Genomic DNA, 12,529 nt, shown 5'->3' with positions numbered 1-12,529 from the left:
GCCACCGGTGGGCGCTTTATGCTGGCCGACATGAGCAGCGAGCCGGAGCAGCAGATCGGAGTGGGGTCGCCGGACGCCTTCCAGCGCCTGTGGACGCCCCACCGGATGGCCTACATCCAGGGGGAGAACAAGCCGAGCGGCCCGGGAGCCGGCGACGGCTGCCCGTTCTGCTCCATCCCGGCCAAGTCCGACGAGGACGGGCTGGTGCTCGCCCGCGGCGAGCACGTCTACGCGGTGCTCAACCTCTACCCGTACACCGGCGGCCATCTGATGGTGGTCCCCTTCCGGCACGTCGCCGACTACACCGACCTCACGGACGAGGAGACGGCGGAACTGGCCGACCACACCAAGCAGGCGATGCGGGCGCTGCGCGCGGCCTCCGGGGCGCAGGGGTTCAACATCGGGATGAACCAGGGCGCGGTGGCGGGCGCCGGGATCGCCGCCCATCTGCACCAGCACATCGTGCCGCGCTGGGGAGGGGACACCAACTTCATGCCGGTGGTGGGGCACACCAGGGTGCTGCCCCAGCTCCTGGCCGACACCCGCCGGATGCTCGCCGAGGTCTGGCCCGCCGGCTGAGGCCCGGCGGTGCCTCCGCGGCGCCTCCACGGCGGCGAACCGCCCCGCCCCCTGCCGGGGACGGGGCGGTTCGCGTCGTCCGGCGCGCGCCGGGAAGCGGAAGCGGGGCCGGATCAGAGGTTGTAGACGTCCGGCTGCCCCGGTTCGGCGGCCTGCACCTGGCCGCTGAGCGCCAGCGAGCGGGCACCGAACTTCTCGGTGTCCACGCCGTTCTCCTTCAGCACCTTCAGGACCGCCGCGTGCACCGCCCGCAGTACCGGGGTGGCCGTCCGCAGGGCGTCGTCGGCCATGAAGCGGTGCCGCCACGGCTTGTCGGCCCACACGTGCCGCAGCCCGAAGGGCTCGGGCAGGGACAGCTTGCCGCCCAGGAAGTCCAGCACCGGCGGGAACCAGGTCAGCGGGGCGCGGGCCGCCAGCCGCACCACTTCCTTGGCCTCGATCAGAGGAAGCTCGATGTCCTTCGTCTCCCAGAACCTGACCGGCTTGGAGACCGTCTTCTTCCTCGGCGAGGGCTTGCCGAAGAAGGCCGGGTGCACCGGCCCCAGGGCGTGGCCGGTGACCTCGATGCGCAGGGTGTGGTGCAGGAGGGTCACGTTGACCAGCATGGTCAGCACCAGCTGACCGTCCCACAGGATGAACTGGACACCGAGGTAGTGCCGGTTGCCGCTGCCGAACTGCTGCTCGTTGCAGATCCGCTGGACCTCGAAGTCCTTGAAGCTGTACGCCTCGACCTCCTGGCCGTCCGGGCGGGACACCTCGCCGGCGCCCTCCCCGATCGGCGCGACGACCCAGTGCCGGACGACGGGGGCGGGGAAGCCCCCGGTGTGCACCGGGGTGCGCTCCAGCAGGCGCAGCCGGTCGTGGATCGCGCGGGCCACGTCCCAGCTGCGGAAGGGGTTGATCTCGCTGCCGGGCTCGGCGGGCACCAGCTCCTCGGCGAGCTGCCAGCTTCCCCAGCGGGTGCCCATGCCGAGGATGCCCTTGGGACCGGCGTAGAAGACGAGATTGCTGCGCTGCTCGGCCGCCAGCTTGGCGAGGTTCAGCCGGATGGTCTCGGCGCCCGCGTCACCGGGGGCGTGCGGCACGGCCTCGGGGATCTTGGCGCCGATGCCGCCGCCGTCGAGCAGCCCCGACCAGCGGGACCGCAGATCCTTGGCGTAACGCTCGCAGATCCGTTTGGCCAGCAGCCAGCCGACGACCGGGGCGACCAGCATGACGCGCAGGTAGATCGCCCAGAACCCGGTGAACGGCAGTTGCACGACGAAGACCACCGCGAGTACGCCCAGCGCGGCGATCGCGACGACGCCCAGCAGCCCGGAGCTCTTGTCCTGCGCTCCGGCCAGGGTCCGGCGCAGCTGGAACCCGCCGAGCCACAGCAGGACCCCGGGCAGGAAGAGCAGCCCGAAGACCACCATCACGGCGGTGAGCCGGATGTCCCGCTCCCGGCGGATGCGGCTGGCCGCCAGACAGTGCTCGACCACGGTCTGCGGCTCGCAGCCGAAGGACTGGATCAGCGGTTTGCGGCCGGCGCCCAGCATCCGCGCCTGGACGGCCCGGGCGAAGGCCTCGCCCAGGTTCGGCTCGAAAAGCGAGAACTTGGGTGCCGAGACCTTGGCGTTCTCGTTCGCCGCGGTCAGGTCCGTCACCGGGCCGTCGCGGTAGGCGGCCGAGGCGAGCGCCTGGGTGGGCGCGGTCTGCCCGCCGCTCCCGGTCAGCGGGATCTGCGCACCGGGACTGAAGTCGTACGCGCCCTCGCCGTCATCGAAGCCCGCCAATGGTGCCCCCACTCCGCTCTGCCGTCCGGCGACAGGACCGTCTCCACCGTTCCCAACCCGGGCCCGCCGTACACCTGTTGCGCACCGACGCGTCCGGGCGCGTGCCGTTTCAGCGTAGCCTCAATCCACCGTCACGCCACGCTGCTTTCGGCCTGCTCGCGGATCCTGCCGGCCAGTTGCCGCGGCACCGGCTCGTGGCGCGCGTAGGCCCGGGCGAACCGGCCCGTGCCGTGGGTGAGGGAGCGCAGGTCCACCGCGTAGCGGCCGAGCTCGGTCTCCGGGACCTCCGCGCGGACCAGGGTGGTGCCGCCGGGGATCTGCTCGGTGCCGACGACCCTGCCGCGCCGGCCCGACAGATCGCTCATCACCGTGCCCACGTACTCGTCGGGCACCGACACCCGCACTTCGGCGACCGGTTCCAGCAGATGGATCCGCGCTCCGGCGGCGGCCTCGCGCAGGGCCAGGGCGCCGGCCGTCTGGAAGGCGGCGTCGGAGGAGTCCACCGAGTGCGCCTTGCCGTCGGTGAGCGTGACCCGGACGTCCACCAGCGGGTGTCCGGTGGTCACCCCGCGCGCGGCCTGGGCCCGTACGCCCTTCTCCACCGAGGGGATGAACTGGCGCGGGACGGCACCGCCCACCACCCGGTCGACGAACTCGATGCCGGAGCCGGCCGGCAGCGGCTCCACGGTGATCTCGCAGACGGCGTACTGGCCGTGGCCGCCGGACTGCTTGACGTGCCGGCCGCGCCCGGTGGCCGGCACGGCGAAGGTCTCGCGCAGGGCCACCTTGTGGGGCACGGCGTCCACCCGCACCCCGCAGCGGGTGCGCAGCCGTTCCAGCACCACGTCCCGGTGCGCCTCGCCCATGCACCACAGCACCACCTGGCGGGTGTCGGGGTTCTGCTCCAGGCGCAGGGTGGGGTCCTCGGCGGCCAGCCGGGCCAGCCCATGGGAGAGCCGGTCCTCGTCGGCCCGGCCGTGGGCCTGGACGGCGACCGGCAGCAGCGGGTCGGGCATCACCCAGGGCTCCATCAGCAGCGGGTCGTCCCTGTCCGACAGGGTGTCGCCGGTCTCGGCCCGGGAGAGTTTGGCGACGCAGGCCAGATCGCCCGCGACGGCCCTGGACAGCTGCCGCTGCTGCCTGCCGAAAGGGGCGGACAGGGCGCCGACGCGCTCGTCCTCGTCGTGGTCCTCATGACCGCGGTCGGCCATGCCGTGGCCGGACACGTGCACGGTGGCGTCCGGGCGCAGGGTGCCGGAGAAGACCCGGACCAGCGACATCCGGCCGACGTAGGGGTCGGAGGAGGTCTTGACGACCTCGGCCGCCAGCGGACCGTCCGGGTCGCAGGACAGGGGGGCACGGGGCCGGCCGTCGGGGGTGGTGACCAGGGGGACCTCCCGCTCCTCGGGGGTCGGGAAACCGCCGGTGATCAGTTCCAGCAGCTCCACGGTGCCCAGGCCCTGCCGGGCGCCTCCCGCCGCGGGGGCGGCGGCCAGGACAGGGTGGAAGGAACCGCGGGCGACGGCCTTCTCCAGGTCCCCGACCAGCGTCTGGACGTCGATCTCCGCGCCGCCGAGATAGCGGTCCATGAGGGTCTCGTCCTCGCTCTCGGCGATGATGCCCTCGATGAGCCGGTTGCGGGCCTCCTCGATCAGGGGCAGGTGCCCGGGGTCCGGGGCGCGCTCGATCCGCTCGCCGGAGGAGTAGTCGAAGATCCGCCGGGACAGCAGCCCGATCAGCCCGGCGACCGGGGCGTGCCCGTCGCGGCCCGGCTCCCCGTGCAGGGGCAGGTACAGCGGGAGCACGGCGTCGGGGTCGTCGGCGCCGAAGACCCGCCGGCAGATCTCGGTCATCTCGCCGAAGTCCGCGCGTGATGCCTCCAGATGGGTGATGACCAGGGCGCGCGGCATGCCGACCGCCGCGCACTCCTCCCACAGCAGCCGGGTGGAGCCGTTCACCCCGTCCGCGGCGGAGACGACGAAGAGGGCCGCGTCCGCCGCCCGCAGACCGGCCCTCAGCTCTCCGACGAAGTCGGCGTAGCCCGGGGTGTCCAGGAGGTTGACCTTGATGCCGCGCCACTGGACGGGCACCAGCGAGAGCTGCACCGAGCGCTGCTGCCGGTGCTCGATCTCGTCGTGGTCGGAGAGGCTGTCGCCGTTCTCGACCCGGCCCGCGCGGCTCACCGCGCCCGATGCCAGGGCCAGTGCCTCCACCAGCGTCGTCTTCCCCGAGCCGCGGTGGCCGACCAGTGCCACGTTCCGGACGGAACCGGGCCGGTCGGCCACCGGTGCCCTGCCGGCGGCCCCGGGGTGTGTGCTCGTCCTGTCGCCCATGGCTTCCGCCTCCCGGTCGGCCCCGCGGGGCCGGATGCTCGGATCGGATGGGTCGCGCACCTCGCACGGGATGTGCTGCTTCCGAGCGTCCCACCGGGGCCGGACTCCGTCCATACGTGCCGCATGCCGGTACTCGGCGCACACGGAGCGGGATGTCCCGTAACGGTCGTATCCGGACATGATCGGCTCCGGGTGCCCGGCCCGTGGCGGACCGGCGGGGGCTGACTACGATGGGCCCGCCGGCGGCTCCCTGGCCACCGGACCGCATCAACCCCCGGGAAGGCCATGCTGAACAAGTACGCGCGTGCGTTCTTCACGCGTGTCCTCACGCCGTTCGCCGCTCTGCTCCTCAGGCTGGGCGTCAGCCCGGACACGGTGACCCTCATCGGCACCGGCGGGGTCATGACGGGAGCCCTGGTCTTCTTCCCGCGCGGCGAGTTCTTCTGGGGCACCGTCGTCATCACCCTGTTCGTCTTCTCCGACCTGGTCGACGGCACGATGGCGCGGCAGTCGGGGCGCTCCAGCCGCTGGGGCGCCTTCCTCGACTCCACCCTGGACCGGGTCGCGGACGCGGCTGTCTTCGGCGGGATCGCGCTGTGGTACGCGGGCCGGGGCGAGGACCCGGTGCTGTGCGCGGTGGCGGTCTTCTGCCTGGCGAGCGGCCAGGTGGTGTCGTACACCAAGGCGCGCGGCGAGAGCATCGGCCTGCCGGTGAACGTCAACGGTCTGGTCGAGCGGGCCGAGCGGCTGGTGATCAGCCTGGTGTGCGCCGGGCTCGCCGGGTTCGAGACGACCTTCGGCGTCCCGCACATCGGGATCCTGCTCCCCGTGGCCCTGTGGGTGGTCGCCGCCGGCAGTCTGGTGACGGTCCTGCAGCGGATGGTGACCGTCCGGCGGGAGGCCGCCGAGGCGGACGCCGCGGAGCCGGCCGGCGGGGAACGGGCGGAGCCGGCGGGCGGCGGGGCGGCGGACGGTGCGTCCGGGAACGGCGCGTCCGCGTCCGGCCGGAGCGGACACAGGAGCGAGAACGCGTGAAGGACCGGTTGACCGACGGCCTGTACCGGCTCGGCTGGAGCACGGTCAGGCGGCTCCCCGAACCCGCCGCCGCGGCCCTGGGCCGCACCGTCGCGGACATCGCCTGGCGCCGCCGGGGCCAGGGGGTGCGGCGGCTGGAGGCCAACTACGCCCGGGTCGTGCCCGGCGCGGGGCCGCAGCGGCTGGCCGAGCTGTCCCGCGCCGGGATGCGCTCGTACCTGCGCTACTGGATGGAGTCCTTCCGGCTGCCGGTGTGGAGCGAGCGGCGCATCCGGGAGAGCGTCCACGTCGAGGACCTGGACCGGCTCACCGGCACGCTCGACTCCGGCCGCGGCGTGGTCCTGGCCCTGCCGCACATGGGCAACTGGGACCTGGCCGGCGCCTATCTCACCGCCGGCCTGGGCATTCCCTTCACCACCGTCGTCGAGCGGCTGGAACCGGAGTCCCTGTTCGACCGCTTCGTCGCCTACCGCGAGAGCCTGGGCATGGAGGTGCTGCCGCACACCGGTGGCGCCGCCTTCGGCACCCTGGCCCGGCGGCTGCGCGCCGGCGGGCTGGTGGCCCTGGTGGCCGACCGCGACCTGTCCGCCTCCGGGATCGAGGTGGAGTTCTTCGGCGAGCCGGCCCGGATGCCCGCCGGACCCGCCATGCTGGCCCTGCAGACCGGCGCGGCACTGCTGCCGGCCCACCTGTGGTTCGGTGAACCGCCCGTGATGAAGGGCCGTGTCCTGCCGCCCGTCGAGGTGCCGGCCGAGGGCACCCGGCGGGAGAAGGCCGCCGCCATGACCCAGGCGATGGCCGACGGCTTCGCCGCCGGCATCGCCGAGCACCCCGAGGACTGGCACATGCTGCAGCGGCTGTGGTCGGCGGACCTGGCGCCGCGGTCCGGGGCGGCCGCCGGAGCAGCCGCCGAGACAGGCACGGAAACGGAGAAGCGTTGAGGATCGGCATCGTCTGCCCGTACTCCTGGGACGTCCCCGGCGGTGTCCAGTTCCACGTCCGGGACCTGGCGCAGCATCTCGTCGACCTCGGACACGGGGTGTCCGTCCTCGCCCCGGCCGACGACGAGACACCCCTGCCGCCGTACGTCGTCTCCGCGGGGCGGGCCGTGCCCGTCCCGTACAACGGCTCGGTGGCCCGGCTGAACTTCGGCTTCCTGTCCGCCGCGCGCGTCCGCCGCTGGGTGCACGAGGGCGACTTCGACGTCCTGCACATCCACGAGCCCGCCACGCCCTCGCTGGCCCTGCTCACCTGCTGGGCGGCGCAGGGGCCGATCGTGGCCACCTTCCACACCTCCAACCCGCGCTCCCGGGCGATGATCGCCGCCTACCCGATCCTCCAGCCCGCGCTGGAGAAGATCAGCGCGCGGATCGCGGTCAGCGAGTACGCCCGCCGCACCCTGGTGGAGCACCTGGGCGGGGACGCGGTCGTCATCCCCAACGGAGTGGACGTCGGCTTCTTCGCCGCCGCCGAGCCCAGAGCCGAGTGGCGGGGCCGGGAGGGGGCGGACACGATCGGCTTCATAGGGCGTATCGACGAGCCCCGCAAGGGCCTGCCCGTCCTGATGCGGGCCCTGCCGCGGATCCTCGCCGAGCGCCCCGGCACCCGGCTGCTGGTGGCCGGGCGCGGCGACGAGGAGGAGGCCGTCGACTCCCTGCCGCGCGAGCTCCGCCGGCAGGTGGAGTTCCTGGGCATGGTCAGCGACGAGGACAAGGCGCGGCTGCTGCGCAGCGTCGACCTGTACGTCGCGCCCAACACCGGCGGCGAGTCCTTCGGCATCATCCTCGTCGAGGCGATGTCCGCCGGGGCCCCGGTGCTGGCCAGCGACCTCGACGCCTTCGTCCAGGTGCTGGACGGGGGAGAGGCCGGCGAGCTGTACGCCAACGAGGACGCGGACGCGCTGGCCGCCGCCGCGGTGCGGCTGCTGGCCGATCCGGCCCGCCGCGCCGCGCTGCGCGAACGGGGCGGCCGCCATGTCCGCCGTTTCGACTGGTCCACCGTCGGCGCCGACATCCTCGCCGTCTACGAGACCGTCGCCGACGGAGCGGCCTCGGTGGCGCCGGACGAGCGGATCGGGCTGCGCGCCCGGCTGGGCCTGGTCAGGGACTGAGCCACTCATGAGCGACGGGGGACCGAAACCGTGACCACCACGATCGTCTGGATCGCGGCGGCGCTGCTGCTCGTCGCCTTCTACCTGAGCTGGACCGCCGGACGGCTGGACCGGCTGCACGCCCGGATCGACGCGGCCCGGGCCGCGCTCGACGCGCAGCTGCTGCGGCGTGCCTCGGTGGCCCAGGAGCTGGCCACCGCCGGAGTGCTCGACCCGGCCGCGTCGATCCTGCTGTACCAGGCCGCCCACGACGCCCGGCAGGCCGAGGAGGAGCAGCGGGAGGTCGCCGAGAGCGAGCTCAGCCAGGCGCTGCGGGCGGTGTTCGCCGAGAGCGCCCAGCTGGAGGCGGTCCGGGCGGCACCGGGTGGCGAGCAGGCCGTCGAGGAGCTGACCGCCGCGGTGCGCCGGGTGCCGATGGCGCGCCGCTTCCACAACGACGCGGTACGGGCCGCCCGCGCGCTGCGCCGCCACCGCAAGGTGCGCTGGTTCCGGCTGGCCGGACACGCTCCCTTCCCGCTGGCGTTCGAGATGGACGACGAGCCACCCGCCGTACTGGCGGACCGGACGGGCGCCGGCCGCGAGGGCCACTGACTTCTGATTGGCCCTTGCGGTCCGGGCCAGTGGCCCGTTTCATCGGGTCTGTAGTGCGGATCACCGGGAACTGGACCGGGTGACGGCCCCGCAGGGGAATCGAACGGACCTACGATGGGTTCACCGTACGGCCGGGTGTCCGGTCCCGTCCCCCGTTCCCGTCCCGCGGTCCGGCGCCGTCCGCCGCGGGCATGTCCCCGGCCGTCGTCCCAACGTCGTCGAGTGAGGTCACACCTTGTCCAGCACCGCTTCCAGCACGTCCGAAACCGTCCCCGCGACCGGCACCGCACGCGTCAAGCGCGGCATGGCCGAGCAGCTCAAGGGCGGCGTGATCATGGATGTCGTCACACCGGAGCAGGCGAGGATCGCCGAGGACGCCGGTGCCGTCGCGGTCATGGCCCTGGAGCGGGTGCCCGCCGACATCCGCAAGGACGGCGGGGTCGCCCGCATGTCCGACCCCGACATGATCGAGGGCATCATCGAGGCCGTCTCCATCCCCGTGATGGCCAAGTCCCGTATCGGGCACTTCGTCGAGGCCCAGGTGCTCCAGGCGCTCGGCGTGGACTACATCGACGAGTCCGAGGTCCTCACCCCGGCCGACGAGGTCAACCACAGTGACAAGTGGGCCTTCACCACGCCCTTCGTCTGCGGTGCCACCAACCTGGGCGAGGCCCTGCGCCGGATCGCCGAGGGCGCGGCCATGATCCGCTCCAAGGGCGAGGCCGGCACCGGAAACGTCGTCGAGGCCGTCCGTCACCTGCGCCAGATCAAGAACGAGATCGGCCGGCTGCGCGCACTGGACAACAACGAGCTGTACGCCGCGGCCAAGGAGCTGCGCGCCCCGTACGAGCTGGTCAGCGAGGTCGCCGAGCTCGGCAGGCTGCCGGTCGTGCTGTTCTCCGCGGGCGGTGTGGCCACCCCGGCCGACGCCGCGTTGATGCGCCAGCTCGGCGCCGAGGGCGTCTTCGTCGGCTCGGGCATCTTCAAGTCCGGTGACCCGGCCAAGCGCGCCGCCGCCATCGTGAAGGCCACCACCTTCTACGACGACCCCAAGGTCATCGCGGACGTGTCCCGCGGACTCGGCGAGGCCATGGTCGGCATCAACTGCGACACCCTCACCGAGGCCGAGCGCTTCGCCGGCCGGGGCTGGTGAGCGCGTCCCGCGCGATTCCGGCACGGCCCGGCACACCGGGCGGCCCGCGCGCCGCGGGCCGCCCGGTCCACCCGTGAGCATCCAGGGAGGCACCTTCGTGACCGCAGGCACCACCGCGGACACCGTCACCGACGTCACCGCCGATGTCACCATCGGAGTCCTCGCCCTCCAGGGCGACGTACGGGAGCATCTGACCGCGCTCACCGCGGCCGGGGCCACGGCCCGGCCCGTCCGGCGCCCCGAGGAGCTGGCCGCGGTCGACGGGCTGGTGATCCCCGGCGGGGAGTCCACCACGATCTCCAAGCTGGCCGCGGCCTTCGGGCTGCTGGAGCCGCTGCGCGAGCGGGTCCGCTCGGGACTGCCCGTCTACGGGTCCTGCGCGGGCATGATCATGCTCGCGGACAAGATCCTCGACCCCCGCGCCGGGCAGGAGACCGTCGGCGGCATCGACATGATCGTGCGCCGCAACGCCTTCGGCCGGCAGAACGAGTCGTTCGAGGCGGCCGTCGAGGTCGCGGGCGTGCCGGGCGGGCCGGTCGAGGGCGTCTTCATCCGCGCGCCCTGGGTGGAGTCCACCGGAGCGGAGGTGGCGGAGCTGGCGCATGTCGACGGCCACGCCGTCGCGGTGCGCCAGGGCCGGCTGCTGGCCACCGCCTTCCACCCCGAACTCACCGGGGACCACCGGGTGCACCGGCTCTTCGCGGACATGGTGCGCGCGGCGGCACGGTGATCCGGCGGTAGGATCGGCGCGTTGATTCCTCCGTCGGCGACATGAAGGAGCGAGGCTGTGTCCGGCCACTCCAAGTGGGCAACCACCAAGCACAAGAAGGCCGTGATCGATGCCAAGCGGGGCAAGCTCTTCGCCAAGCTGATCAAGAACATCGAGGTCGCGGCCCGGCTGGGCGGCCCCGATCCCGACGGCAACCCCACCTTGTACGACGCCATCCAGAAGGCGAAGAAGAGCTCGGTCCCCAACACCAACATCGACCGCGCGGTCAAGCGCGGCGCGGGCCTGGAGGCCGGTGGCGCCGAGTACCAGACGATCATGTACGAGGGCTACGGCCCCAACGGGGTGGCGGTCCTGATCGAGTGCCTCACCGACAACCGCAACCGCGCCGCCTCCGACGTGCGTGTCGCCATGACCCGCAACGGCGGCTCCATGGCCGACCCCGGCTCGGTGTCGTACCTGTTCAACCGCAAGGGCGTCGTCATCGTCCCCAAGGGGGAGCTGACCGAGGACGACGTGCTGGCCGCCGTGCTGGACGCGGGCGCCGAGGAGGTCAACGACCTCGGCGAGAGCTTCGAGGTCGTCAGCGAGCCCGGCGACCTGGTCGCGGTGCGCACCGCCCTGCAGGAGGCGGGCATCGACTACGACTCGGCGGACGCCAACTTCGTGCCCACCATGCAGGTGGAGCTGGACGAGGAGGGCGCACGCAAGATCTTCAAGCTCATCGACGCCCTGGAGGACAGCGACGACGTGCAGAACGTCTTCGCCAACTTCGACGTGCCCGACGAGGTCATGGCGAAGGTCGACGCCTGACCCGGGTCAGGCCCGGGCCGGCGCCCGCTCCCCGCCGGGTCCCCGTCCGTTCTCCCGCCCGTCCTGCCGGCCGCCTCCGCCGGTGCTGTCGGTGGCAGCCGGTAGCCTGCGGGAACAGCTGACCGAACGACCAGGTGGACGAGAGGGGGCCGCGGTGCGTGTGCTCGGCGTGGACCCGGGGCTGACCCGCTGCGGCATCGGCGTGGTGGAGGGGGCCCCGGGCCGTCCGCTGCGGATGGCCGGGGTAGGAGTCGTGCGGACCCCCGCCGACGCCGAGACCGCCGAGCGGCTGGTGGTCGTCGAGCGCGGCGTCGAGGAGTGGCTGGAGGAGTACCGGCCCGACGTCGTCGCCGTGGAACGGGTCTTCAGCCAGCACAACGTCCGCACCGTGATGGGCACCGCGCAGGCCAGCGCGGTCGCCATGCTCTGCGCGGCCCGGCGCGGGCTGCCCGTCGCCCTGCACACCCCCAGCGAGGTCAAGGCCGCCGTCACCGGCAGCGGCCGGGCGGGCAAGGAGCAGGTCGGCGCGATGGTGACCAGACTGCTGCGGCTGGACGCCCCGCCGAAGCCGGCCGACGCCGCCGACGCCCTGGCCCTGGCCATCTGCCACATCTGGCGCGCTCCCGCGCAGCACCGGCTCCAGCAGGCACGCCTGCGGGCCCGCGCCGTCGCACCGGCCGTACGCACCCCGAAGGACACCCGATGATCGCCTTCGTCTCCGGACCGGTCGCCGCCCTCACCCCGGACACCGCGGTGATCGAGGTGGGCGGGATCGGCATGGCCGTCCACTGCACCCCCGGCACCCTCGCCGGCCTGCGGCCCGGCCGGCCCGCCCGGCTGGCCACCTCACTGGTCGTCCGGGAGGACTCGCTCACGCTGTACGGCTTCGCCGACGACGACGAGCGCCAGGTCTTCGAACTGCTCCAGACCGCCAGCGGAGTGGGGCCGAGGCTGGCCCAGGCGATGCTCGCCGTGCACAGTCCCGACGCGCTGCGGCTGGCGGTCTCCACCGGTGACGAGAAGGCCCTCACCGCCGTGCCCGGCATCGGGAAGAAGGGGGCGCAGAAGCTGCTGCTGGAGCTGAAGGACCGGCTCGGCGAACCGGTGGGCACCGGCACGGCGGCGGCCTCCCGCGGCGCGGGCGCCGCCGCTCCGCCCGGCTGGCGCGAGCAGTTGCACGCCGCCCTGGTCGGGCTCGGCTACGCGCCCCGGGAGGCGGAGGACGCGGTCGCCGCCGTGACCCCGCAGGCCGAGGCGGCGCTGGCCGGGGGAGACAGCCCCCAGGTGCCCCGGCTGCTGCGGGCCGCCCTGCAGACCCTGAACCGCGCACGCTGAGCCGCCCCGCAGACCGGCGGACGAGAAGACCGGCAGACGAGAAGACCGACGAAAGACCGACGATGACGCCGCACTCCC

General features: G+C 73.4%; 12 protein-coding genes. 10 read left to right on the top strand and 2 right to left on the bottom strand.

The window, feature by feature from the left end; all coding sequences use genetic code 11:
- The first annotated feature begins 18 nt into the window (after positions 1-18).
- Positions 19-579, top strand: a complete 561-nt coding sequence (locus V1L54_RS06515; RefSeq protein WP_330116914.1) for an HIT family protein — start codon at positions 19-21, stop codon at positions 577-579.
- A 113-nt stretch (positions 580-692) separates the two neighbouring features.
- Here the strand turns inward: V1L54_RS06515 and V1L54_RS06510 are convergent, their stop codons facing one another.
- Together V1L54_RS06510 and V1L54_RS06505 are read right to left on the bottom strand one after the other, a co-directional pair.
- Positions 693-2,354 carry an AbeC-like domain-containing protein gene (locus V1L54_RS06510; protein ID WP_330116913.1) on the bottom strand — a complete coding sequence of 554 codons (1,662 nt, stop codon included), beginning with the start codon at positions 2,352-2,354 and terminating at the stop codon, positions 693-695.
- Positions 2,355-2,485: 131 nt separating this feature from the next.
- Positions 2,486-4,687: an elongation factor G-like protein EF-G2 gene (locus V1L54_RS06505; RefSeq protein ID WP_330116912.1), complete on the bottom strand. Its 2,202-nt coding sequence runs from the start codon at positions 4,685-4,687 to the stop codon at positions 2,486-2,488.
- Between the two features lie 285 nt (positions 4,688-4,972).
- Between V1L54_RS06505 and pgsA the strand changes: the two genes are divergently transcribed.
- From pgsA to ruvA, 9 genes are all read left to right on the top strand, one after another.
- Complete coding sequence (pgsA, locus tag V1L54_RS06500; RefSeq protein ID WP_330116911.1) at positions 4,973-5,722, top strand: phosphatidylinositol phosphate synthase; 750 nt, start codon at positions 4,973-4,975, stop codon at positions 5,720-5,722.
- Positions 5,719-6,663: a phosphatidylinositol mannoside acyltransferase gene (locus V1L54_RS06495; RefSeq protein WP_330116910.1), complete on the top strand. Its 945-nt coding sequence runs from the start codon at positions 5,719-5,721 to the stop codon at positions 6,661-6,663. Before pgsA ends, V1L54_RS06495 begins: the two co-directional genes overlap by 4 nt.
- Positions 6,660-7,832, top strand: coding sequence for a glycosyltransferase family 4 protein (locus V1L54_RS06490; RefSeq protein WP_330116909.1), 1,173 nt, complete (start codon positions 6,660-6,662; stop codon positions 7,830-7,832). The genes V1L54_RS06495 and V1L54_RS06490 overlap by 4 nt, the downstream gene beginning before the upstream one ends.
- 30 nt (positions 7,833-7,862) lie before the next feature.
- Positions 7,863-8,423, top strand: a complete 561-nt coding sequence (locus V1L54_RS06485; RefSeq protein WP_330116908.1) for a LemA family protein — start codon at positions 7,863-7,865, stop codon at positions 8,421-8,423.
- A gap of 235 nt (positions 8,424-8,658) precedes the next feature.
- Positions 8,659-9,576 (top strand): pyridoxal 5'-phosphate synthase lyase subunit PdxS, encoded by a 918-nt coding sequence (pdxS, locus tag V1L54_RS06480; protein WP_330116907.1) that lies wholly within the window; start codon positions 8,659-8,661, stop codon positions 9,574-9,576.
- A 97-nt stretch (positions 9,577-9,673) separates the two neighbouring features.
- Complete coding sequence (pdxT, locus tag V1L54_RS06475) at positions 9,674-10,306, top strand: pyridoxal 5'-phosphate synthase glutaminase subunit PdxT (protein WP_330116906.1); 633 nt, start codon at positions 9,674-9,676, stop codon at positions 10,304-10,306.
- 57 nt (positions 10,307-10,363) lie between these two features.
- Positions 10,364-11,116: a YebC/PmpR family DNA-binding transcriptional regulator gene (locus V1L54_RS06470; protein ID WP_330116905.1), complete on the top strand. Its 753-nt coding sequence runs from the start codon at positions 10,364-10,366 to the stop codon at positions 11,114-11,116.
- A gap of 154 nt (positions 11,117-11,270) precedes the next feature.
- Positions 11,271-11,822 carry a crossover junction endodeoxyribonuclease RuvC gene (gene ruvC / locus V1L54_RS06465; RefSeq protein ID WP_330116904.1) on the top strand — a complete coding sequence of 184 codons (552 nt, stop codon included), beginning with the start codon at positions 11,271-11,273 and terminating at the stop codon, positions 11,820-11,822.
- Positions 11,819-12,451: a Holliday junction branch migration protein RuvA gene (gene ruvA, locus V1L54_RS06460; protein WP_330116903.1), complete on the top strand. Its 633-nt coding sequence runs from the start codon at positions 11,819-11,821 to the stop codon at positions 12,449-12,451. The genes ruvC and ruvA overlap by 4 nt, the downstream gene beginning before the upstream one ends.
- Positions 12,452-12,529: the final 78 nt, after the last annotated feature.

This window comes from Streptomyces rubellus (genome assembly GCF_036323805.1).
Classification (GTDB): domain Bacteria; phylum Actinomycetota; class Actinomycetes; order Streptomycetales; family Streptomycetaceae; genus Streptomyces.
This window is presented reverse-complemented; position numbering and strand designations above follow the sequence as displayed.